The organism is Mesorhizobium sp. B4-1-1, assembly GCF_006439375.1.
Classification (GTDB): Bacteria; Pseudomonadota; Alphaproteobacteria; order Rhizobiales; family Rhizobiaceae; genus Mesorhizobium.
The window spans coordinates 151,781-173,582 of sequence record NZ_VFTH01000005.1 but is presented as its reverse complement, the minus strand read 5'-3'; the positions used below and the strand labels follow the sequence as shown (position 1 = coordinate 173,582).

General features: G+C 64.2%; 19 protein-coding genes. 7 read left to right on the top strand and 12 right to left on the bottom strand.

Annotation, left to right across the window (positions count from 1 at the left end):
- Nucleotides 1–4: 4 nt before the first annotated feature.
- The 4 genes from FJW10_RS09460 to otnK form a co-directional block, all read right to left on the bottom strand.
- Nucleotides 5–1,510, bottom strand: a complete 1,506-nt coding sequence (locus FJW10_RS09460; protein ID WP_246674192.1) for an ABC transporter substrate-binding protein — start codon at nt 1,508–1,510, stop codon at nt 5–7.
- Between the two features lie 221 nt (nt 1,511–1,731).
- Nucleotides 1,732–2,442 carry a GntR family transcriptional regulator gene (locus FJW10_RS09455; RefSeq protein WP_140899882.1) on the bottom strand — a complete coding sequence of 237 codons (711 nt, stop codon included), beginning with the start codon at nt 2,440–2,442 and terminating at the stop codon, nt 1,732–1,734.
- A gap of 128 nt (nt 2,443–2,570) precedes the next feature.
- On the bottom strand, nt 2,571–3,221 hold the full coding sequence (locus FJW10_RS09450; RefSeq protein WP_140899881.1) for a class II aldolase/adducin family protein: 651 nt from the start codon (nt 3,219–3,221) through the stop codon (nt 2,571–2,573).
- On the bottom strand, nt 3,221–4,498 hold the full coding sequence (gene otnK, locus FJW10_RS09445; RefSeq protein ID WP_140899880.1) for a 3-oxo-tetronate kinase: 1,278 nt from the start codon (nt 4,496–4,498) through the stop codon (nt 3,221–3,223). The genes FJW10_RS09450 and otnK overlap by 1 nt, the downstream gene beginning before the upstream one ends.
- Nucleotides 4,499–4,607: 109 nt before the next feature.
- Between otnK and FJW10_RS09440 the strand changes: the two genes are divergently transcribed.
- A complete protein-coding gene (locus FJW10_RS09440; RefSeq protein WP_181177472.1) occupies nt 4,608–5,840 on the top strand; it encodes an aminotransferase class III-fold pyridoxal phosphate-dependent enzyme in 1,233 nt (410 codons plus the stop codon).
- A 6-nt stretch (nt 5,841–5,846) separates the two neighbouring features.
- On the opposite strand, the gene FJW10_RS09435 is transcribed toward FJW10_RS09440, so the two are convergent.
- The 3 genes from FJW10_RS09435 to FJW10_RS09425 all read right to left on the bottom strand — a co-directional run bounded on the left by FJW10_RS09435 (nt 5,847) and on the right by FJW10_RS09425 (nt 8,589).
- Entirely contained in the window at nt 5,847–6,524 is a 678-nt protein-coding gene (locus tag FJW10_RS09435) for a GntR family transcriptional regulator (RefSeq protein WP_140899879.1), read from the bottom strand.
- 203 nt (nt 6,525–6,727) lie between these two features.
- Nucleotides 6,728–7,705, bottom strand: a complete 978-nt coding sequence (locus tag FJW10_RS09430; protein WP_140899878.1) for a transketolase C-terminal domain-containing protein — start codon at nt 7,703–7,705, stop codon at nt 6,728–6,730.
- Complete coding sequence (locus FJW10_RS09425) at nt 7,702–8,589, bottom strand: transketolase (RefSeq protein WP_140899877.1); 888 nt, start codon at nt 8,587–8,589, stop codon at nt 7,702–7,704. The genes FJW10_RS09430 and FJW10_RS09425 overlap by 4 nt, the downstream gene beginning before the upstream one ends.
- Before the next feature lie 105 nt (nt 8,590–8,694).
- On the opposite strand from FJW10_RS09425, the gene FJW10_RS09420 reads away from it, so the two are divergent.
- Both FJW10_RS09420 and FJW10_RS09415 read left to right on the top strand, forming a co-directional pair.
- The gene (locus FJW10_RS09420) at nt 8,695–10,062 is read left to right on the top strand and encodes an aminotransferase (protein ID WP_140899876.1); all 1,368 of its coding nucleotides are present in this window, start codon (nt 8,695–8,697) and stop codon (nt 10,060–10,062) included.
- Between the two features lie 12 nt (nt 10,063–10,074).
- Nucleotides 10,075–11,538 (top strand): NAD-dependent succinate-semialdehyde dehydrogenase, encoded by a 1,464-nt coding sequence (locus FJW10_RS09415; RefSeq protein ID WP_246674175.1) that lies wholly within the window; start codon nt 10,075–10,077, stop codon nt 11,536–11,538.
- A gap of 21 nt (nt 11,539–11,559) precedes the next feature.
- Here the strand turns inward: FJW10_RS09415 and FJW10_RS09410 are convergent, their stop codons facing one another.
- On the bottom strand, nt 11,560–12,240 hold the full coding sequence (locus FJW10_RS09410; protein ID WP_140828535.1) for a GntR family transcriptional regulator: 681 nt from the start codon (nt 12,238–12,240) through the stop codon (nt 11,560–11,562).
- An 81-nt stretch (nt 12,241–12,321) separates the two neighbouring features.
- Nucleotides 12,322–12,870 (bottom strand): VOC family protein, encoded by a 549-nt coding sequence (locus FJW10_RS09405; RefSeq protein ID WP_210239793.1) that lies wholly within the window; start codon nt 12,868–12,870, stop codon nt 12,322–12,324.
- 138 nt (nt 12,871–13,008) lie between these two features.
- Here FJW10_RS09405 and FJW10_RS09400 point away from each other — a divergent pair, with 138 nt between their 5' ends.
- Both FJW10_RS09400 and FJW10_RS09395 read left to right on the top strand, forming a co-directional pair.
- Nucleotides 13,009–13,929 (top strand): aminotransferase class IV, encoded by a 921-nt coding sequence (locus FJW10_RS09400; RefSeq protein WP_140899875.1) that lies wholly within the window; start codon nt 13,009–13,011, stop codon nt 13,927–13,929.
- A complete protein-coding gene (locus FJW10_RS09395) occupies nt 13,926–14,693 on the top strand; it encodes an SDR family NAD(P)-dependent oxidoreductase (RefSeq protein ID WP_140899874.1) in 768 nt (255 codons plus the stop codon). Before FJW10_RS09400 ends, FJW10_RS09395 begins: the two co-directional genes overlap by 4 nt.
- A 3-nt stretch (nt 14,694–14,696) precedes the next feature.
- On the opposite strand, the gene FJW10_RS09390 is transcribed toward FJW10_RS09395, so the two are convergent.
- The 3 genes from FJW10_RS09390 to FJW10_RS09380 form a co-directional block, all read right to left on the bottom strand.
- Nucleotides 14,697–16,883, bottom strand: coding sequence for an alpha-ketoacid dehydrogenase subunit alpha/beta (locus tag FJW10_RS09390; RefSeq protein WP_140899873.1), 2,187 nt, complete (start codon nt 16,881–16,883; stop codon nt 14,697–14,699).
- Between the two features lie 187 nt (nt 16,884–17,070).
- A complete protein-coding gene (locus tag FJW10_RS09385; RefSeq protein ID WP_140899872.1) occupies nt 17,071–18,192 on the bottom strand; it encodes an NAD(P)/FAD-dependent oxidoreductase in 1,122 nt (373 codons plus the stop codon).
- A 2-nt stretch (nt 18,193–18,194) separates the two neighbouring features.
- Nucleotides 18,195–18,884 carry a GntR family transcriptional regulator gene (locus FJW10_RS09380; protein WP_140828556.1) on the bottom strand — a complete coding sequence of 230 codons (690 nt, stop codon included), beginning with the start codon at nt 18,882–18,884 and terminating at the stop codon, nt 18,195–18,197.
- Nucleotides 18,885–19,047: 163 nt separating this feature from the next.
- On the opposite strand from FJW10_RS09380, the gene FJW10_RS09375 reads away from it, so the two are divergent.
- Together FJW10_RS09375 and torT are read left to right on the top strand one after the other, a co-directional pair.
- Nucleotides 19,048–20,424: an aspartate aminotransferase family protein gene (locus tag FJW10_RS09375; protein ID WP_140899871.1), complete on the top strand. Its 1,377-nt coding sequence runs from the start codon at nt 19,048–19,050 to the stop codon at nt 20,422–20,424.
- 254 nt (nt 20,425–20,678) lie between these two features.
- Complete coding sequence (gene torT, locus FJW10_RS09370) at nt 20,679–21,737, top strand: TMAO reductase system periplasmic protein TorT (RefSeq protein ID WP_140899870.1); 1,059 nt, start codon at nt 20,679–20,681, stop codon at nt 21,735–21,737.
- Nucleotides 21,738–21,802: the final 65 nt, after the last annotated feature.

The window sequence follows — 21,802 nt, the reverse complement described above, 5'->3', positions numbered from 1 at the left end:
GCTGTTACTTGCTGTACATTTCCCAGAAGCGGGCGTTGATGTACTCGGCCGGGTCGATGCGGTAGCCGCCGATCCGGTCAGGTTCGGGCACCACGGTCTTCGGCCGCGCGGTCCAGATGATGTAGTGGGAGTCCACCACTATATCGGCCGCCTGCTTGAGCAGCTTGCCGCGTTCGGTCGGGTCGGCGATGGTCGGCAGCTTCGCCACGAGGTCCTGTAGCGTCTGGTCGAAGAATTTGCCAGAATTGTAGAACCCGCCCTTGAGATAATGCGCCGCGAAGAACTTGGTCGCGTCGGAGGGACTGAGATTGGCGTTGCCGAGCACGAAGCAGTTGCTCTTGTCGGATTTGATGGCGGTGATCGCCTCGACGAAGGGCTGCTCCTCGATCTCGACGGTGACGCCAAGCTGCTGGGCCGAGGATTGGAGAACGGTCGCGGCGAAGCGGAATTCCGGGAAGCCGGCGGGGACCGAGCATTTCATCTTGGCGTTGGCGAGACCCGATTTGGCAAGCGCTGCCTTGGCGCCGTCGAGATCGGTCTTGATCTGGGCCTCCTCCTTTTCCGGGCTGCCGGGGAACCAGGAGGGCACCGGGCCTCGGCCGACTTCGGCCTTGCCCTGGAAAGACTGCACCATGGCGTTGTAGTCGAAGGCCTTGACCAGCGCTTCGCGGAAATCCTTGTTGTTGGTCGGCGCCAGATCCATGTTGAGATAGATAGCCGGCCACGCCCATAGATTGTTGCCTTCGACCAGATGGAAGCCGCTGCTGGTGCCGATGCGCAGCGCCTCGTCGAGCGGCACGAAATTGGCGAGGTCGAACTCGCCGCCTTCGAGGCCGCGGGCGCGGTTGGCGCCGTCGGTGACGAAACGGTCGAGCACGCGGTCGAAGGGCTTTTCCGGGAACTTGCCCCACCATTTGTCGTTGCGCTTCAGCTCGATCTGGGTGCCGCGCGTCCAGGACACGAATTCGTAGGGGCCGGTGCCGTTGGCGTTCTCGTTGAACCAGGCCTGGCCGAGGTCGTCCTTGTGCTTGGCGATGTCCTCGTCGGACAGCATTTCGATGCGGCTGAGGTTGGACGCGAGGAAGACGGTCGGCGCCTTGGTCTCGATCTTGACGGTCTTGGGGTCGACCACGGTGACGCTGGCGATGTCGTCGACCAGGTAGGACTGCCCCTGGCCGATCTTCAGCAACCGGTCGAGCGTCGCCTTGACGTCGTTGGCGTCAAAGGCGGTGCCGTCGTGGAAGGTGACGCCGTCGCGCAGCTTGAAGGTCCAGACCTTGCCGTCCTGCTGCCATTCCGTCGCCAGCGCCGGCAGCAATTTAGACGGATCGGAGAGGTCGAAGTCGACCAGGCGATCGTAGATATTGCGGGTGACCGTGAGCTCCCAGTTCACGTTGGCCTTGGCCGGGTCGATGGTGCTCGGCTCGCCGGCATCGGCATAGACGAAGGTGGACGCGTCGTCGGCGAATGCCGAGTAGGAGACGCCGCCCATCAAAAGGCCGAGCGCCATTCCCAAAATCCCATTGCGAAGCTTCATTGTTCTCCCCTTATTTTTGACTTCTGGAAATAGAATATATCATATATGATGAAGGCCGCAAGCGCGCATGATGACGTTTCCGCGCCGCGTGGCGAGCGATGAAATCGAGGATTGACGCAAGCGCTGAGGCACGGCGGAAAGGCTCGGTCCTCACGGCCCATCCGGAGGTTTTGGGGTTTTCTTGAGAGTGCCGCCTAACGCGGCGACCGCCGCGAGGGCTCGCCTTCGGCGTTTTCCTTGCTCTCGATACCGGCGAGATGCTCGATGAATTTGCGGCCGCCCTCGATCAGGTCCTGTTCGAAGGCGCGGCGGAGCGCCGCCTCGTCCTTGGCGCGCAAGGCAGCGATCACGTTGACATGCTGGTGCTGGCCTTCATAGGTCGGGTGGCCATGCGGATAGAGCAGGCTGAGCAACGGGCCGGCCTGGATCCACAGCCTCTCGATCATCTCGATGAGATGCGGCATTTCCGATTTGCGATGGACGGCGAAATGGAAGTCGTAATTGTACTGAAGCGCGGCCGCGTAATCCTTGGTGCGCTCAGCCTCGATCAGCTTGTGATGGATATCTTCGAGGGTTTTCAGGAACGGCTCATGGATATGCGGCATCGCCTTGGCGGCGGCATAGGGTTCGAGCACCAGCCGGATGTCGCGCAGCTCCAGATATTCCTTGAGGCTGATCCGCCGCACGCGGATATAGTAACCCGGCTTCATCTCCAGCGCGCCGTCCTTGACGAGTTGGAAGATAGCCTCGCGCACCGGTGTCTCGCTGGTGCCGAGCTGCTGGGCCAGGTCGCGGATCTTCAGCCGGTCGCCGGGATGGAGCCGCGCCGACATCAACTCCTGGCGAAGACGCAGGTAAATCTGCGAAGACAGGCTCGTCGCCTGGATCTCAGGCAGGTTCTGCATTCGTCAGCGGACTCGCTTTTCGCATCTGGCCAATGGTTCTCAAGATCACACGCTGCCGGGTCTGTCCATATCGCGGGCCCGAGGTCATTCGAAAAATCCGATTCATAAGAAGGGTGTCTCCTTGCTTGCTAGCCGGGCAACAAACCCGTCCCATAATTGCCGTATCGCTTTCCGACCCGCTCCATTTCCGCTTCGGGAAGCAGGGCTGGCTCGCCGACCTGCAACGCCATCAGATACTGACGCGCCAGCGTCTCCAGTTTCACCGTGGTCTGGAAAGCGGCTTCCAGCGTCTTTCCAATGGCGATCATGCCGTGATTGGCGAGCAGACAGGCGGTGCGATCCTTGAGCGCCTCGACCGCCGACGTCCCAAGATCGTTCGTGCCAAAGGTGGCGTAGCGGGCGCAGCGCACATCGGTGCCGCCAAAGGCCGCGACCATGTAGTGGAACGACGGCAGCGGCTTGCGCAGGCATGCCAGCGCCACGCAGGCATCGGCATGGGTATGGATCACCGCGTTGGCGGTGGGGTATGCATCGAGGATCGCGGCATGCATGTGCCATTCGCTGGACGGGATGCCTTCGCTCATGACGGCGCCGTGGGGATCGACATGGACCAGCCGCTCTGGCGTGAGATTGCTGCTGTTCGCCCCTGTCGGCGTGATCAGCATGCCGCCTGATATCCGGCGGCTCACGTTACCGCTGTTGCCGTGATTGAAGCCCTTGTCCTGCAGACGGCTGACCGCCTCGACAATGGCGTTGGGCAGATTGTTTTCGTTGATCATCAGTGCTCCGGATGCCGCATGGATTCCAGCGTCGGCAAAAACATGTCCGGTGGCCCGAGCTTTCCGGATTTGAGGCTGAGCGCGACGATCTCGCCTTCTTCCGTCGTCGCGCGCGCAATGCCGGGACCCTGGTAGGCGCCGATCCTCAAGCGATCTATTCCAAGCTGCTCGACCACCGATCCGGACGTCTCGCCGCCCGCGACGAGGAAGCGCCGGACGCCGCGCTTGCGCAGTTCCACGGAGAGCCTGCCAAGAATAGCCTCGGCGAAGGCCGCGGCGCCTTCGCGCCCATGTCTTGCCTGCGCAGCGCCGACCTGCTCCGGGCCAGCGGAGGTGGCGAGCGCGATCGGGCCGTCGTCGAGATGTGTGCCCGCCCAGGCGAGCGCCTTCTCGACCGCCGCATCGACGCTTCCGACGGAAGCGATGTCGATGCGATGCACCGGCCTTGCCTGCTCGAACACAGCGAGCTGCTCCAGCGTTCGTTCCGCGCAACTGCCCGCCAGCACGACGCCTGGGCTTTCCACCGCCGGCAGCGGTCGCTTCGGCGGCGCGTGGTCCAGCCAGCCGCGCTCGCGCCAGAGCGCGGGATAGTGACGCATGACCGGCGCATTGCCGGTCATCAGCGGCCAATCGACGGTGAGCGCCGCGACCGCGGCAAGATCTTCCGCATAGATTGCGTCCATGACGACGTGCCGGATGCCTTGGGCGGCCAGTTGGTCGACATAGGCGCGCCGGGTGGAAGGCTCGGCCCGGACGACATTGTGCGGCAACAGCCCGACGGCGAGTTTCGACTGCCGCTGCAGCACGCGAACGAGATTGGGGTCGGTCATCGGGGTCAGCGGATCGAACCGTTTGGGCGATTCCGAAACGAGCTGCGCGCCGACGAACAGATGGCCTTGGAAGACGCTGCGCGCGAGATCGCCGGAACTCGGGCAGAAGCCGGTGTGGGTGGCCCGCGTCAAGGCAAGCAGACTGTCGGCCACCGGACCGATATTGCCATCATCGGTAGAATCGAAGGTGGCGCAATATTTGAAGAACAGCCGTCTCGCGCCGATGTCGAGCAGCCGCTGCGCGGCATCTTCCGATTTCCTCACGGCCTCGGCGGCCGGAACGACGCGGGTCTTTTGCGCGACGACCACAGCGGGCGAGTTGGCGAAATGCTGGACCAAAGCAGGCCTGGTCACGAATCCGCAGTCGACGCCGAGCGCCACCAGCATCGCGGCTGTCTCCATGCCGCCGGTGAGATCGTCGGCAACGATGCCGATGATGGGCTGCATTTTCTCCGCGTCCCCGAGCTATTGTACACGGATGATACATGATATATCGAATGCTGCAAACAAGTCTTGGCGAGTCGGGCGGCACGGCGCCAGACGGGGGCACCCTTCCATGGACCAACATTCGAAGAGCATCGACGGCGCCTTGCGTGCCCGCGCAAAGCGCGTCATCCCCGGCGGCATGTGGGGGCATCAGAATGCACCGCGCTTGCCGGCCGGCTATCCGCAATATTTCTCCCGCGCGCAAGGATGCCGTACCTGGGACGCGGACGGGCGCGAATACATCGATTTCCTCTGCGGCTGGGGGCCGATGATCCTGGGCTATGGCGACGCCGACGTCGAGGCGGCGGCCGACAGGCAGCGGGCGCTTGGCGATGCGATGAACGGGCCGAGCGAGCGGCTTGTCGAATTGGCGGAACTGATGGTCGAGACCGTTCCGCATGCCGATTGGGCGATGTTCTCCAAGAACGGAACCGACGCCACGACAGCCTGCCTGACGATCGCGCGCGCGGGCACCGGGCGCCGCAAGATCCTGGTCGCGCGCGGTGCCTATCACGGCGCCATTCCGTGGTGTTCGCCATCGGTTGCAGGCGTTACCGAGGAGGACCGTACGCATCTTGTCCATTACGATTACAACAACGTCGAGAGCCTGGAGGCCGCGGCAGAGCTGTGCAGGGGCGATCTCGCCGCGATCCTGGTCTCGGCCTTCAAGCATGACCTTGGCAAGCCGCATGAATTGCCGACCGTGGCGTTCGCGCGAAAGGCACGTGCGCTCGCCGATGATGCCGATGCCGCGCTGATCGTCGACGATGTGCGCGCCGGCTTCCGCCTCGACATGGGCGGCAGCTGGGAACCGGTTGGCGTGCGGCCCGACATGGCCGCCTGGAGCAAGGCGATCGCCAACGGCCATGCGCTGGCCGCTGTCACCGGCAACGATCGGTTCCGCGAAGGAGCGACACGCATTTTCACCACCGGCTCCTTCTGGACCGCCGGCGTGTCGATGGCGGCGGCGATCGCTACGATCCGGAAGCTCGGCGCGGTCGATGCCGTGGCGCATATGCAGGCCATGGGCCAGCGTTTCCGCGAAGGTCTAGACGCGCAGGCGCGGAAGCACGGTGTGCCCTTACGGCAAAGCGGGCCGGTGCAGATGCCGGTGCTTTTGTTCGAGAACGATGTGGATCGGAAGCTCGGCGACACGTTCTGCCTGGAAGCGCTCGCCCGTGGCGTCTACCTGCATCCGGCACACACGCTGTTCCTGTCGGTTGCCCACCAGCAGGCCGATATCGATCAGGCGCTGTCGGTGACGGACGAGGCTCTGGCGGCGGTCGCGCGGTTGCTGGCCTGATAAGGGTTACGGCGCGACGAAGCCTTCGTGCCCCTGCAGGAAGCGCAGAAAATCCTCGCCGCCCAGGATGAGGTCCTGCTCCATGGCGGCGCGTGCCTTTTCCGAATTCTTCTCGCGCAAGCCCTCGATCACCGTCTCGTGCTGGGCGGCGCCGACATATTTGTGCTCGCCTTCCTTGAAGAAGACGGTCAGCATCGGCCCCATCGAGACCCACAGGCTCTCGATGTGGGCGACCAGCATTTCCATGCCGGAGAGCCGATAGACGGAGAAGTGGAAGTCGCGGTTGTAGCGGAATGAAAGTTCCGGATCGCTGGCTCGGTCCGCCTTCTCGAACACTTTCTGGATGGCGGTCAGCTTGTCGATATCATTCTTCGTCGCGTTCTGTGCCGCAAGTCCGGCGGCAAGGCCCTCCAGCGACAGCCTTATGGTGCGGACCTCCATGTAGCGCGCCAGCGTCAGCGCCGGCACGGTGACGAAACGCCCCGAGCGCAGCTCGAGTCCGCGCTCGCTGACCAGCCGCAGACAGGCTTCGCGGGCAGGGGTGACGCTGGTGCCGAGCTGGTCGGCGAGATCCTGCATCACCAGGCGCTGCCCCGGCCGGAACTGCCCAGCGATCAACCCTTCACGAAGGGCGACATAGGCGCGTGCGGAAAGGTTGCCTTGCTCGAGCGGCTGAATGTTCACGGCAAAGGTCTCCTCGGCATTGTTGTTTGGCGTCTTCTGCCGGCAGTGATTCTACAAGATATAACCAATAGACGCTTTTTCCTTCACTGTATTGTGGAGCCTGCTAGAGCAGGATGACGTTACGTTGAATCGTCATCCTGCTCAGCTGTTTGTTGGAGCATGATCTTTTCCGAAAACAAGTTCCCACTTTTCGGGATCATGCTCTAAGCGAGCAGGGATTGCGCGACGCTTTGGACGCCGGGACCGTCGAGCTTGTAATGGCGATAAAGGTGGGTCGGCGGCGCGATCAGGCTGTACTCGTCCTTGATGCCGTGCCTGACGAGACGTGCGCCGCCGCCTTCCTCGGCCAGCACTTCGGCGACGGCGCCACCCAGGCCGCCGAGGATGTTGTGCTCCTCGACGGTCAGGATGATGCGCGACTTGCGCGCCGCCGCCATCACCGCCTCGCGGTCGAGCGGCTTGATCGTGTGCATGTCGATGAGGCCGACGGAATGCCCCTTGCCGTTCAATGCTTCCATCGCCTGTTTGGCCGAGTGCACCGCCATGCCGCAGGCGATGATGGTGAGGTCGTTGCCGATGCCGTGGATCACGGCCTTGCCGAATTCGAACGGCGCGTCCCCGGCATAGACGACCGGGTCGTGGCCGCGCGAGATGCGGAAATAGATCGGCTGCGGATGGTTGACGGAAGCGCGCAGCGCCGCGGCGAATTGCGGGCCGTCCGCGGTGGAGACGACGGTGAGGTCGGCAATCGAGCGCATGATCGCGATGTCTTCCGTTGCGTGGTGCGAGGTGCCGTAGAAGCCGAGCGAGATGCCGGTGTGGTGACCGATCAGGCGAACCGGCTGCGCGCAATAGGCGACGTCCATGCGGATCTGCTCGCAGCAAAGCAGCGCGAGGAAAGACGCGAAGGTCGCCACATAGGGCATGACGCCGGTCGTCGCCATGCCGGCCGCGGCCGAAACCATGTTCTGCTCGGAAATGCCGAATTGCGTAAAGCGCTCGGGAAAGCGCCGGGCAAAGCCGACGAGTCCGTTGGAATGCTGCAGGTCGGCGGTGCCGGCGACGACCGGATGGCCGGCTTCGGCAAGCTCGATCAGCGTGTCAGCCAAAGTGGCAAGCGAAGGCGCGCGCTTGTTCAGCTCGCGGTACTGCCAGCTGTCGGGATGCAAGGCCGCGCTCATTCCGCACCTTCGAGGATCATGTCGCGGGCACGCGCTTCGTCCTCCGGCGCAAGATAGCCGAGATGCCAGCCGGGTTCGGTTTCCATGTAGTCGATGCCTTTGCCCTTGACCGTTCTGGCGATGACGCAGCAGGGTTTTTCGCGGCCGGTATCGGCTTTGACCTTGCGCAGCAGGTTGGCGAGCGCGACGACGTCGTGGCCGTCGACCTCATGCACTTCCCAGCCGAAGGCGCGCCACTTCTCATCGAGCGGTTCGACCGTAGCGACGTCGTCGACCTTGCCGTCGAGCTGGTAGCCGTTGCGATCGACGATCGCGACGAGCTTGCCCAGCCGGTGTGTGGTGGCGCTGATGGCGGCCTCCCACACCTGCCCTTCCTGCATCTCGCCATCGCCGAGAAGGACGAAGACGTTGAAGTCCTTTCCGTGGAAGCGGCCGCCCAGCGCCATGCCGACGCCATTGGACAGGGCATGGCCGATCGAACCGGAGCTGAAATCGACGCCGGGCACCTTGCGCATGTCGGGGTGATCGCCGAGCGGGCTGCCGAGGCGGGTATAATCGTCGAGCCAGGAACGGTCGAAGAAGTCGAGATCGGCGAGGATTGGAAACTGGCCGACCGCCGCATGGCCCTTGCCCATCAGGAAACGATCGCGTTCCGCCCAGCTCGGCTCGCCGCGGTGCAGCCGCATCGTGTCGTAGTAGAGTGTCGAGAAGATCTCGGCGCAGGAGAAGACCGACGAGTAGTGGCCGACCTTGGCGATCGAAATCAGCCTGATCGTCTCCAGCCGCACGAAGCGCGCGCGCTCGCGCAAGCGGGAAGCCTGTTCGTCCGATATCCCGTCATTGCCGCCGTTGCTCGGCCATCGGCTCGCGCCTGTGGACGCCATGCTTTATCTCCTCCGCTTCCAGTTATCCGACCCTCGACAACTTATAAGTTATAAGATATCTGGTTGAGCCGCAAGAATAATCATCCGCTCTTGGGGAAACAGGAAATGCTGCACAATTCGGCTCGGGCAATCGACATGAGCCTGCATCTGCATTCGCAGACGGACCCGCGGCGGCACGAGCAGGATGGGCCGCTGATCATCTCGGGCGGCGACGGCGTCTATGTCCGCGATGATGCCGGAAACCGCTATATCGAAGGCATGGCAGGCCTGTGGACGGCGTCGCTCGGTTTCAACGATCAGAGATTGGCCGCCGCTGCGGCTGCCCAATTCGCCAAGCTCGCCAACTACCATACGTTCAACCATCGTTCGAACGAGCCCTGCATCGATCTGATCGAGCAACTCGCGGCGGTCTCGCCAATTCCGGACTGCAGGATATTCCTGGCCAATTCGGGCTCCGAAGCCAACGATTCCATGGTCAAGCTCGCCTGGTACTATCAGGCGGCGCGCGGCAAGCCTGAGAAGCGGCGCATCATCAGCCGCAACGGCGCCTTCCATGGCAGTACGGTGATGGGCGCTGTGCTGAGCGGCCTGCCGCATATGCACCGCTCGTTCGGCATGAACACCGACGACGTCCTCTTTGCCCGCAAGCCGCATTTCTACCGCGAAGGACGGGAAGGCGAGGGCGAGGAGGCGTTCGCCGACCGGCTGATCGCCGAACTGGAGGCGATGATCCTGGCGGCCGATCCCGAGACGATCGCGGCGATGATCGCCGAGCCGGTGATGGGGGCGGGCGGTGTCATCGTGCCGCCGCAAGGTTACTTCCCCAAGCTGCGCAAGCTGCTCGACGAGCACGACATCCTGCTTCTGGCCGACGAAGTGGTCTGCGGCTTCGGTCGCACGGGCAATTGGTTCGGCAGCCAGACTTTCGGTTTCAAGCCCGACATGTTCTCGGTCGCCAAGGGCCTGTCCTCGGGCTACCTGCCGATCGCGGCGGTGGTCGTGTCGGACGCGACCTACCAGCCGGTCGCGGACGAAGGGCACCGGAACGGCGTTTTTGGGCACGGCTTCACCTATTCAGGCCATCCCGTCGCCTCGGCCGTTGCCGCCGAAGCGTTGCGCATCTATCACGAGATCGATGTCGTCGGCCGCGCCCGGACGCTGGGCGCGCAGATGTTGGAAGCGCTTCGCAACGCGCTTGCCGACCACCCGATGGTTGGCGAGATCCGCGGCGTCGGCCTGCTGGCCGGCATCGAACTGATCGCCAACAAGCGCACCAAACAGGGTTTTCCGGCCGAGGCCAGGATTGGCGCGCAGGTCGAACGCGCTTGCCGGCACCGCGGCATCATCCTGCGCAACATGGGCGACGTGTTGGCGCTCTGCCCGCCTTACATCATCGAGCCGGACCAGATCGACGAACTCGTCCGCGCGCTTTTTCTCGCCATCGAAGACACAAGGGAGAGCCTCTCGCTCTGAGGCTTGGCTGCCATGACAATCACCATCAGACAGGACAAAAGCATGTATCCCGAAGTCGAGCTTTTCATCGACGGCAAGTGGGGACCGGCGGCTGGCGGCAAGACGCTCGAGGTTCGCAATCCCGCCACCGATGAAGTCATAGGCTCGGTTGCGGTGGCTGGCGCCGCCGATCTCGACCGCGCCCTGGCCTCGGCGGAGCGCGGCTTCAAGGTCTGGCGCAAGGTCTCCGCCTTCGAGCGCGGCAAGGTGATCCGTGAAGCGGCGCGGTTGATGCGCGAGCGTGCCGGCAGGATCGCCGGCCTGCTCAGCCTGGAACAGGGCAAGCCGCTGAGCGAGGCTACGATCGAGGTTCTGGCCTCGGCCGATATCCTCGACTGGTTCGCGGAGGAGGGGCGTCGCACCTATGGGCGCATCGTGCCGGCGAGAGCCAGCAACGTCCATCAACTGGTCGTACGCGAGCCGGTCGGGCCGGTCGCGGCGTTCACGCCGTGGAACTTCCCGGTGTCGCAGACGATCCGCAAGATCGGCGCCGCGCTCGCCACCGGATGCTCGATGATCGTCAAGCCACCGGAAGAAACGCCTGCCTCGCCCGCCTGCCTCGCCGACGCCTTCAAGGATGCCGGGCTTCCCGACGGCGTGCTTAATCTCGTCTATGGCAACCCGCCGGAGATTTCGAGCTACCTGATCCCGCATCCAGTGATCCGGAAGGTGTCCTTCACAGGCTCCGTCCCCGTCGGCAAGCAACTCGCGGCGCTCGCCGGCCAGCATATGAAGCGCGTAACGATGGAACTCGGTGGGCATGCGCCGGCGATCATCTTCGACGACGCCGACCTCGACAACGCGGCGGCCCTGCTGGCGGCTGCCAAGTTCCGCAATGGCGGCCAGGTGTGCGTCTCGCCGACGCGTTTCCTTGTCCAGGAGAAATCCTACGCGCCGTTCGTCGACAAGCTCGTCGGTCATGCGCGCGCTATCAAGGTCGGCGACGGGCTGACCGAGGGCACCCGCATGGGGCCATTGGTCAATGAACGCCGGCTGCAAGCCGTCGAGGCGATGATTTCCGAAGCGGTGGCCGAGGGCGCCAAGCTCGAGACCGGCGGCAAGCGCATCGGCAACAAGGGCGCTTTCTTCGAGCCGACCGTGCTCAGCGACTTGCGTCCCGGAATGCGCATCATGAACGAGGAGCCATTCGGTCCGGTGGCGCTGGCGATGCCGTTCGCGACGTTCGACGAGGCGGTGGCCGAGGCAAACCGGCTGCCCTACGGGCTCGCGGCTTACGCCTTCACCCGTTCGCTGAAGACGGCGACCGAGCTCGGCGCGGAGATCGAGACCGGCATGCTGACGACGAACCATCTCGGCCTGGCGCTGCCGGAAGTACCCTTCGGCGGCGTGAAGGACAGCGGCTACGGTTCCGAAGGCGGCTCGGAAGCGCTGGAGGCTTATCTCGTCACCAAGTTCATCAGCCAGGCGGGATTCTAGTGGCTCCCGCCAGCGCGTGGGCTAGGCGAACATCTCGTTATGTTGTTCGAGCTGCAGGCGGGTGCGACGGATGTGGCCGTAGAGGATGAGGCCGGCCTGTTCGCCGTCATGCCGCCTCAGCGCTTCGAGGATCAGTCGATGCTCGTGATGCACCGCCGCCATGCCGGCCTTGCCGACCGATGCGGCGAAAGCGCGGCGGTATTGCTGGGTGGTGTTCCAGAATTTATGGATCATCTGGGCGAGCTGAGGCATCCGCGCGCCCTCATAGCTCAGGAGATGAAACTCGCGGTCGAGCTGCAGGAACTCGTCGATGCCGTCGGCGGCCTCGATGCGCGAGACGAGGTCTTCCAGGCGCGCAAGCGTTTCGGGCGAAAGGTTGGCGCTGCTTTCGGACAGCGCCAGCGGCTCCAGACGCTCGCGGATCTTGTAGATCTCGATGCATTCGGCGCGGTCGAGCTTGGAAATCCAGGCGCCGCTGTTGGGCACGAGGATGACCAGCCCCTCGCTTTCCAACTGCCTCAGCGCCTCGCGAACCGGAATGCGGCTGATGCCGTACTCTTCGGCGAGCTCTTCCTGGCGGACGCGGCTGCCCGGCTGCAGCCGCCCCGACAGGATGGCGTCGCGCAGCGCATCGGTGACGCGGCCGCTGGCCAGGGCGGCGCCGTTGCCCTCGGTTCCGCCGCTTGTGCGTCTGCCGGCCATGATCTCAATTCCCCGCATCGTGTTTATCCCGCGGATGTTAGTGCATCGGCGAACGGGTGGGAATCGGCACGAACCAACCGCTCACAGGTGAGGGCTGGCCGGATGCCAGAGCCGGCGGTCCGTCTCGCGCTCATAGGCTTTGCCCCCGGGGAAGGAGACCAGCTCGAGCTGCATGCCCCAGGGGCTCAGGAAATAGACCCAGGTCTGACCGGCGCTAGGCCCCTCGGTGCGCACCGTCGGCTCGCCGAGCACACGCACGCCATGCGATCTGAGATAGGCGACAGCCTCGCCGATATCGTCGACATAGAAGGCGAGGTGGTGTCCGCCGACGTCAGCGTTGCGGGGCTGGGTGCCGTTCCGGCCGGGGGCGGAATATTCGAAGATCTCGAAGTTGGAGCCGTGACGGCAGCGCAGGAATTTGAGCCGCTTCATCACCGTCCGGGGGTGGACGTTGAGATGGGCTTCCATCCAGTCGCCGTCGGACTGGAAAGGCCCGAGCTCGTAGAACGGCTCGCAGCCGATCACTTCGACGAAGAAACGGACGGCTTCGTCGAGATCGGGCACGGTGAAGCCGATATGCTCGGTGCCGCGCAGTCCGGGCAGGCCTTTCACGGTATCCGCCGCTTCCATGCTCATATCGTTACGATGTCTCGCAATTCCTGCAGAAACGTATCCAATTGAGGATCGTTGGCAAGAGAAATACCGGTTGTGGCCGAATAAATCGAAGTCATTGTATCCAATACTAGCGCCGCTCTGGAGGAGGTTTGCATGAACGACAGGACAGCCTACGACCCCGCATTGGGCATAGCGTTCGTCAACGGAAGCTACGTGCCGCTCGCCGAGGCGGCGATCCCGATCACCGACCGGGGTTTCGTCCGGTCCGATTCGACCTATGACGTCACCCACGTCTGGAAGGGCCGCTTCTTCAGGCTCGACGACCATCTCGAGCGTTTCCTGGCTTCCATGCGCGGCCTGCGCATGAGCCTGCCGCTGGGCAAGGCTGAGATGGCCGATGTCCTCATCGAATGCGTGCGCCGCAGCGGACTTCGCGACGCCTATGTGCAGATGACCTGTACACGCGGCGTGCCGCCGGCAGGCACGCGCGATCCGCGGCTTTGCCAGAACCGGTTCTATGCCTTCGCGCAGCCTTTCGTCTGGATCGCCAATGACGAACAGCGCCGCGACGGGCTGAAGATGGTGGTGAGCTCGGTGCAGCGCATCCCGCCTGAATCGCTCGATCCGCGTATCAAGAATTTCCACTGGCTCGATCTCACCATGGGCATCTTCGAGGCTTACGACAAGGACGCCGTCGTTGCCGTGCTCAATGACGGCAAGGGAAATGTCACCGAAGGCGCGGGCTTCAACGTCTTTTCGGTGAAGGGCAACGTCGTCGCCACGCCGGATCGCGGCGTCTTCGAGGGCATGACGCGCCGCACGGTGATCGAGATGGCCGGCGAAGCAGGCGTGACCTGCGAGGTGCGGCCGCTGCCGATCGAGGAACTGCGCGACGCCGACGAGATATTCATCTCCAGCTCGGCCGGCGGCATCATGCCGGTGACGGTGCTTGACGGCCGCATCTACGGCAACGGCAAGCCCGGACCGATCACCAACCGCATCCACGATCTTTACTGGGCAGCACACAGGGCGGGTCCGCTCTGCACGCCGGTCAGTTACGAGACGCCCGCATGAGCGCGCAAACACAACGCGTCTTCCTGGTGACCGGCGGCACGCGCGGTATCGGCGCGGCCTGCGTCGAGCGGCTGGCGGCGGATGGCGCGCGGGTCGTCTTCACCGGGCGCGACCGGGCCGCCGCCGATGATGTGATCGCCGCGGTTCCTGGCGCCGTCTTCGCCGCCGGCGACGTAACCAGCGAGGCCGACTGCAAGCGCGCGGTCGACGTCGCGCTGGAACTCGGCAGGGGGTGTATCGCCGGCCTGGTCAACAATGCCGGCGCCGGCGGACGCGGCGCCTTCGACCAGACGACGCTCGACGATTGGAACAGGACGATGACGGCCAACGCCACCTCGGCCTATCTGTTCACGCGTCATGCGCTCTCGGGTCTGCGGGCCGCTCGCGGCGCCGTGGTGACGATCTCGTCGGTGGCCGGCCTGGTCGGCGAGGAGGGGCTTGCGATCTACACCGCCTCCAAGGCAGCGCTGATCGGCCTGACACAAGCGCTGGCGCTCGAATACGGCTCGGAGGTGCGCTTCAACGCTGTCTGCCCGGGTCAGATCGCAACACAGATGATGGCAAAGACGCTGGCCATTCCGGGCCGGCGCGAGAAGCTGGAAAAGCGCATTCCCGCGGCCCGCCTCGGCACACCGGAAGATGTCGCGGAGGCGATCGGCTGGCTGCTGTCTGCCGCGGCGGGCTTCGTCAACGGTGCGGTGCTCAGCGTCGACGGTGGCGAGACCGCCGGCTTCATGACGCCGCGCGACGATCCGAAGGCCTGACTTTCAGCCAAGCGGCCGACCTTGGTCAGCCATCACCTGGCGCAAGCCGCACTCGATGTCGGCGGGGCGTGCGCAAGCGGCGCCCTCGAGCACTTTGGAAATGCTCGGCGAGGCTTCGCCGCCATGGACACGCTGGATCGGCTGGTCGAGCCAGTCGAAGCAGCGGTTCTGGATCTCGGCGGCGAGCAGGCCGCCATAAGACGTGCCGCGCGCGCCTTGCTCGACCACCAGCACGTTGCCGGTCTTGCGGATCGAGGCTTCAATGGCCTGCCAGTCCAGCCCGGCGCGATCGAGCGAGCGCAGGTCGATGACCTCAGCATCGACGCCGAGACGTTCGACCGCTTCAAGCACCGGCCGCACCATTGCGAGGTAAGTCAGGATGGTCATGGCCGTGCCTCGGCGAACGACCTTCGCCTTGCCGAGCGGGATGAAATAGTCGAGGTCGTCGATCGGCGCCGGTCCGGTCGAATTGTAGAGATCGACATGCTCGATGACGAGCACCGGGTCCTTGCAGCGCAGCGCGCTGTTCATCAGGCCGACATAGTCGAAGGGCGTCGAAGGGGCGACGATGCGCCAGCCGGGCGAGGTGGCGAAGATGCCGGCCGGATCCATGGAGTGCTGCGAACCGTACCCGGTGCCCATGGCGACCTTGGTGCGCAGCACCAGCGGCATGTCGATATCGCCGCCGAACATATGGCGCGCCTTGCCGATCTGATTGAAGACCTGGTCGGCGGCCACCCACATGAAGTCCGGATACATGAACTCGACAACCGGAATATAGCGGCCATCCATGGCGATGCCGCCGCCGAGCCCGGTAAAGGCGGCTTCGCTGATCGGCGTGCCGAGCACCCGGTCGGGGAAGGCGGCGGCAAGGCCGCGCGTCGCGCCGTTGGTGCCGCCTTTCAGCCGGTGCACATCCTCGCCCATGACGACGATGCGGTCGTCCGTTGCCATGCGGCGCTGCATGACGCTCGCGACGGCGTCGATGAATTTGGCGTCGCTGTCGATCGCGCCGCCGAAGGTTTCCAATTCCTCGGTGCGCGTCCTCGCGAATTCCTGGAGGTCGCCGCGTATGCCGTGGTCGCGGAAACCTTCGTCCGGCCAGAGCGCGGGCTTGATGCGATTCTTGCCGTCCACCTGCTCGACGAGTTCGGCGGCGACATCCGCCATCAGTGCAAGCGCGCGTTCGCGCAGGGCGGCAACGCCCGAGCTGCCGATGATCTGACGCTGTTCCATTTCGCTCGCCAGCCGGTCGAGCGGGTCGCGCGCCCGCCAGGCCGCTTCCTCCGTCTTGTCGCGATAGCCGAAGGCGCTGCCCGGCAGAGGACCGTTCTGATGGAAGTAGCGATAGACGTCAGCCTCGATGATGGTCGGCCCCCCATCGTTGCGCATCAGTTCCATGGCTTCCTTCGTCGCAAGATAGACGGCGAGGGGATCCATGCCGTCGACTTTCCAGGCCGGAATGGCGAAAGCCGATCCGCGTGCCGACAGGCGCGGCTCGGCGGTCGCTTCCTCGACAAGGGTCGAGACGGCATAGCGGTTGTTCTCGATAAAGAAGCAAAGCGGCAGCTTCCAGGCGGCGGCGATGTTCATTGTCTCCAGCACCGAGCCGATGTTGACCGCGCCGTCGCCGAAATAGGCAAAGGCGACGTCGCCTTTGCCCGCCCGCTTGTGCGCCCAGGCGGCACCGGCCGCCAGCGGCACGCCGCCGCCGACGATCGCGTTGGTGCCGAGATTGCCGGCCTCGGCCCAGCGCAGATGCATCGAGCCGCCGCGTCCCCGGCAAAAGCCTTGCGCCAGGCCGAGTATCTCGGCGAGCGACCTCTGGGCCAGACCGCGGATTTCCGATGAAAACTCCGCTGCGGGCAAGAGGCCGCCGGGCGCGACATAACGGATCGACTTGGCGAGAAACTGGTGATGCGCGCGATGGGATCCGTTGATCTGATCGCCAGCGCGCATCAACGCGGCCGAGCCGACGGCGCCGCCTTCCTGGCCGACCGCGGAATGGGCAGGACCGTGCACCAGGCCCTGGCCCGCGAGCTCCAGCACTTTCTCCTCGAAGGCACGGATGAGATGGGCCGAAACAAGCATCGATTCCAGCACGGCCGGATCGGCGTCGTCCCAGTCGGCGCGTGTCGTACGCAGTTCGCGCCAGGGGGCTGATGGGGCCAATGTTGCGTAGTCGGGCATCAGGACTTTCTGGCGGGCTCGTGGCTGGTTCGAGAAGCGTATTGGATACGATAGGGACGTTTCTCGCCTTTTGGAAGGCGAAACTGCCAAAATAGATTTGCCATTGGATACAATGAGCGAATATGCCAGCTTGCGTCGCGGCAGGCGCGCGGGTGCCGACCGGCTTTGATGCCGTGTGTCGGCGCCGTCAGTCCGCCTCAGGCGCGAGAATGCGCGTCACATGTTCGGCAATCGCCAGGCTGGAGGTCAGGCCGGGGCTTTCGATGCCGAACAGATTGACCAGCCCGGCGCTTCCATGGGTCGTCGCATCCTGGATGACGAAGTCGCTGTTGGCCTCGCCCGGACCGGAGAGTTTCGGCCGAATGCCGCTATAGGCCGGCTGCAGGCTGTCGTCGGCCAGATCCGGCCAGTATTTGCGGATCGCATCGTAGAAGCGTTTGCCGCGCGCCGGATCGACGCGGTAGTCGAGCGCGTCCGTCCATTCGACGTCGGGCCCGAACCGGGCCGTACCGCCGAGATCAAGTGTAAGATGGACGCCAAGCCCGCCCGGTTCAGGCACGGGGTAGACCAGCCGCGAGAAGGGCGCCCGGCCCACCACCGAGAAGTAGTTGCCTTTGGCGTAGCGAAGCGTCGGCAAAAACCGTCGGTCGAAGCCTTCGAGCGAGCCCGCCAGCGCAACGGCGCCAAGGCCGGCCGCGTTGACGAAGCGCGACGTCGCGATCTCGAAACCCTCGCCGCTTGCCGTGTCCATCGTCTGGAGCACGATGCGGCCGGTGTCGATGCGGCCCGAAACGATGCGCGTGTTGAGCGACAGCATCGCGCCGCTTTCCTCGGCGTCGCCGAGCAAGGCGAGCATGAGCGCGTGGCTGTCGATGATGCCGGTGGAGGGCGATAACAGGGCTTTCGTGCAATGAAGCGCCGTTTCCAGGGCTTGGGCTTCAGCGGCGGAAACGAAGCGCAAATCGTCCACACCGCAGGCTGCGGCGCTGGCCCGGATCGCGGCAAGCATGGGTTCCTGGGCCTCGTCGGTTGCGACGATCAGCTTGCCGGAGCGCCGGTGCGGGATCGCACGCTCCGCGCAGTAGCGGTAGAGCATGTCGCGACCGGCGACGCAGAGCCGGGCCTTCAGCGACCCTTGCGGATAGTAGATGCCAGCATGGATCACCTCCGAATTGCGCGAGCTCGTCTCGGTGCCGATGGCATCCGCCGCCTCGACGATGAGCGTGTCCAGGCCGCGTGCGGCCATCTCGCGCGCAATTGCAAGACCGACGACGCCGGCACCGGCGACGATGCAGTCGATCTGTTCCATTCTCAGCCCGCCTTGGCCGTGCCGGCGGCGCGCCTGCTGAACATTCGTTCGAGAATCACGTTTCCACCCTCGGTGATGTCGGCGATGATCGCACGTTCGGCGGCATCGGCATCTTTCCTTTCGACCGCGGCGAGCACTGCGTGGTGATTGTCGATCATGGTCCTGCCGCCTTCATGGTAGGATTCCGCAATCAGGGGGCCCATCTGCAACCACAGCCGGTTCAGGATGCCGCGCAGCACCACCATGTCGCCGATGTCTGCAAGCGCGAAGTGGAAGGTCTGGTTGAGCTCCAGCCCTTCGGTCCAGTTTCTCTCGGCGATAGCACTCTCGTTGCGGGCAATCAGATCGCGCAGCCGCTCGATATCCCCGGCCGTCGCCTTGAGCGCGGCCTCGCGCGCGGCGAGACCTTCGAGCTTCAGCCTGATCTGGCGGATCTCCCGATAGCGTTCCAGCGTGATGATGGGCACGCGCACCTCGCGCGCCGATTTCTGCACCAGCGCCTCGTCCTGGATCAGGCGCAGGATCGCATCCCGCACCGGCGTGACGCTGGTTCCGAGCGACTGTGCGAGGTCGCGGATGGTCAGCCTGGCATCCGGAGCGAAGCGTCCCTTGACCAGCGCCTCGGCGACGCGCGCATAGACGGTCTCGCCGAGATTTTCGCGCTCGAGCGTTTCGAAACTGAAGCTCGCCATGCCGTTCCCGTCCCGCTTTTTGGCTGTCGGCCCAAAAGGGCTTGACAGTATATCTTATAAGAAACATGATGCATCAAGCAGCATAATGCAAGAGGGAACTGCGACCCTTGGACGAGGGGAGGCAGGGCAATTCCCGCTTGGACGCCTGCAAACAGGAGCCGTGATGGACGCCAAACCGAATTCCCCCGAAGCCCGCGATATTCGCTACCACCTGCATGGCTATACCAATGCCCGCAAGCACCAGGAGGCGGGTCCGCTGGTCATCGAAAAGGGCGATGGCGTCTATGTCGAAGACATTTCCGGCAACCGCTACATCGAAGCGATGGCGGGCCTGTGGAGCGTCGCCGTCGGCTTCTCGGAAAAGCGTCTGGTGGACGCTGCGACAAGGCAGATGTCGAAGCTGCCCTTCTATCACGACTTCGGCTCGAAGGCGCATTCGCCGCTAATCGACCTGGCCGAGCAGTTGGTGCAGATGGCGCCGGTGCCGATGAGCAAGGCCTATTTCACCAATTCCGGCTCCGAGGCCAACGATACCGCGATCAAGATGATCTGGTATCGGTCGAACGCGCTCGGCCAGCCGGCGCGCAAGAAGATCATCAGCCGCAAGCGCGGCTACCATGGCGTCACCATCGCCTCGGCGAGCCTGACCGGGCTGCCCAACAATCATCTCTCCTTCGACCTGCCGATCGCCAATATCCTGCACACGTCGACGCCGCATCATTGGCGCGACGCCCAGCCCGGCGAGAGCGAAGAGCAGTTCTCCGCGCGGCTCGCCGACGACCTGGAAAGACTCATCCTTGCCGAGGGGCCTGAAACGATCGCCGCCTTCATCGGCGAGCCGATCATGGGCGCCGGCGGCGTCGTCGTTCCGCCCGCCGGCTATTGGGAAAAGATCCAGGCGGTGCTGTCGAAATACGACATCCTGCTGGTGGCCGACGAGGTCATCTGCGGCTTCGGCCGCACCGGCGAGATGTTCGGCTCGCAGACCTTCGGCATCAAGCCCGACATCATGGTGCTGTCGAAGCAGATTTCCTCCTCCTATCTGCCGATCTCGGCGCTCATCATCAACGACAAAGTGTTCGAGCCGATCGCCGACGAGAGCGACCGCATCGGCACGTTCGGCCACGGCTTCACCGGCGGCGGTCATCCGGTCGCCGCGGCCGTCGCGCTGGAGAACATCAAGCTGATCGAGGAGCGCGACCTGGTCGGCAATGCGCGCAAGGTCGGCGCTCATCTGCAGGCGCGGCTCAACAAGCTCGCCTCGCATCCGCTGGTGGGCGAGGTGCGCGGCGTCGGTCTTATCGCCGCCGTCGAGCTCGTCGCCGACAAGGCAACCAAGGCGCCTTGGGGCAAGCCGGCGGCGCTCGGCGCGCTGGTCAACGGCTTTCTGCAGCAGAACGGCGTCATCTCGCGCAATATGGGCGACGCGATCGCTTTCTGTCCGCCGCTGATCATCACCGAGGCACAGGTCGACGTCTTGGTCGATGCATTCGAGCGATCGCTCGACGCCGCCCTGCCGCAGGTTCGGGCGCAGGGCTAAGCCAGCCTATCGCAGTCGAAACGCCCTGTCGGGCGCGGCCCATCACACATTGACACATAAGATATAAGATGTAAGTTGTGAATTGCGCGATCGAAATAAGCTGAATGGATACATTCATACGAAATTCAGCGTTTGAAGTTTGAAATGCCAACGAAGAAGTGGCAGATTGGATACAAAACTGATCGGGCTGAACCGGTCGATCGGGTAGATAACTCCAGGCCCTCCAAGGGCAGCTGTTCAAATGGGAGACTGATATGAGTGGATTGAAGAAGTCACTGGCTTTGGCGCTGTCGGCGACGGTGCTGTCGGCCGGAATGGCGCATGCCGCCGACTGGTGGCCGTTCAAGATCGCTTCGGCGAAGGATGGCGACCTCAAGAAAGTAGGAGAGATCGAATACAAGCCGCTCGACAAGGCAGAGAAGCCCTGGAAGCTCTGCGTGCTCTTCCCGCATCTGCAGGACAGCTATTGGGTGTCGGTGGATTACGGCATCGTCGAGGAGGCCAAGCGCCTGGGCGTCAAGGTGACGGTGCTGCAGGCGGGTGGATACACCGCGCTGCCGAAGCAGATCTCGCAATATGACGACTGCGTTGCCGCGGGCGCCGACGCCATCCTGATCTCGGCGATCTCGGAAGCCGGCGTGGCCGCCAAGATCAACGAGGGCATGGGCAAGGGCATCGTCAACATCGCCGTCGCCAACCCGATCCTCGAGACGCCGATCACCGCCCGCATCACGCCCGACTTCTACCAGAAGGGCTTCCAGACCGGCGAGTATGTGAAGAAGTTCCTCGGCGACAAGCAGGGCACCGCCGTGGCGTTCCCGGGCCCGCAGGGCAGCGGCTGGGCCGAGACCTACATGAACGGCTTCCGCGACAGCACCAAGACCGGCAATATCAAGCTGGTCGGCGAAATGTTCGGCGAGGCCAGCGTGCCGGCGCAGCTCAAGCTGGTCGAGGACGCGCTGCAGACCCATCCGGACGTCAACGTCATCTGGGGCGGCGCGCCGACGGCGGAAGCCGCGATCGGCGCCGTCGCCGACGCCGGCCTGAGCAACGTGACCATCATGTCCTCCTACGAGAACCAGACCATGCTGAAGGCCGTCAAGGACGGCTCGGTGCTGGGCTTCGCCACCGAGTATCCGGTCATCATGGGACGCATCGGCGTCGACCTCGCGGTTCGCGCGCTGGAAAAGAAGGATCACGAAAAGGTCCTGCTGGTTGCCCCCGGCATCGTTACCAAGGACAATGTCGACAAGATCGACACGACCCAGATCTTCGCGCCGGACAGCTGGCGCCCCGAGTTCTCGGTCGAATAGCGTAGCTGCTTACGCGGCCCGCACATCGCGGTTGGATCGCGATTCTCCCGGCCTGGCCGCTTCGT

Coding starts and splice junctions, on each gene's coding strand:
- FJW10_RS09420 (WP_140899876.1), top strand. CDS start 8,695: ATGCTGCACAATTCGGCTCGGGCAATCGACATGAGCCTGCATCTGCAT.
- FJW10_RS09390 (WP_140899873.1), bottom strand. CDS start 16,883: ATGCCCGACTACGCAACATTGGCCCCATCAGCCCCCTGGCGCGAACTG.
- FJW10_RS09385 (WP_140899872.1), bottom strand. CDS start 18,192: ATGGAACAGATCGACTGCATCGTCGCCGGTGCCGGCGTCGTCGGTCTT.
- FJW10_RS09460 (WP_246674192.1), bottom strand. CDS start 1,510: ATGGCGCTCGGCCTTTTGATGGGCGGCGTCTCCTACTCGGCATTCGCC.
- FJW10_RS09395 (WP_140899874.1), top strand. CDS start 13,926: ATGAGCGCGCAAACACAACGCGTCTTCCTGGTGACCGGCGGCACGCGC.
- FJW10_RS09405 (WP_210239793.1), bottom strand. CDS start 12,870: ATGGAAGCGGCGGATACCGTGAAAGGCCTGCCCGGACTGCGCGGCACC.
- FJW10_RS09375 (WP_140899871.1), top strand. CDS start 19,048: ATGGACGCCAAACCGAATTCCCCCGAAGCCCGCGATATTCGCTACCAC.
- FJW10_RS09400 (WP_140899875.1), top strand. CDS start 13,009: ATGAACGACAGGACAGCCTACGACCCCGCATTGGGCATAGCGTTCGTC.
- FJW10_RS09440 (WP_181177472.1), top strand. CDS start 4,608: ATGGACCAACATTCGAAGAGCATCGACGGCGCCTTGCGTGCCCGCGCA.
- FJW10_RS09410 (WP_140828535.1), bottom strand. CDS start 12,240: ATGGCCGGCAGACGCACAAGCGGCGGAACCGAGGGCAACGGCGCCGCC.
- FJW10_RS09450 (WP_140899881.1), bottom strand. CDS start 3,221: ATGATCAACGAAAACAATCTGCCCAACGCCATTGTCGAGGCGGTCAGC.
- otnK (WP_140899880.1), bottom strand. CDS start 4,498: ATGCAGCCCATCATCGGCATCGTTGCCGACGATCTCACCGGCGGCATG.
- FJW10_RS09425 (WP_140899877.1), bottom strand. CDS start 8,589: ATGGCGTCCACAGGCGCGAGCCGATGGCCGAGCAACGGCGGCAATGAC.
- FJW10_RS09380 (WP_140828556.1), bottom strand. CDS start 18,884: ATGGCGAGCTTCAGTTTCGAAACGCTCGAGCGCGAAAATCTCGGCGAG.
- FJW10_RS09415 (WP_246674175.1), top strand. CDS start 10,075: ATGACAATCACCATCAGACAGGACAAAAGCATGTATCCCGAAGTCGAG.
- torT (WP_140899870.1), top strand. CDS start 20,679: ATGAGTGGATTGAAGAAGTCACTGGCTTTGGCGCTGTCGGCGACGGTG.
- FJW10_RS09455 (WP_140899882.1), bottom strand. CDS start 2,442: ATGCAGAACCTGCCTGAGATCCAGGCGACGAGCCTGTCTTCGCAGATT.
- FJW10_RS09430 (WP_140899878.1), bottom strand. CDS start 7,705: ATGAGCGCGGCCTTGCATCCCGACAGCTGGCAGTACCGCGAGCTGAAC.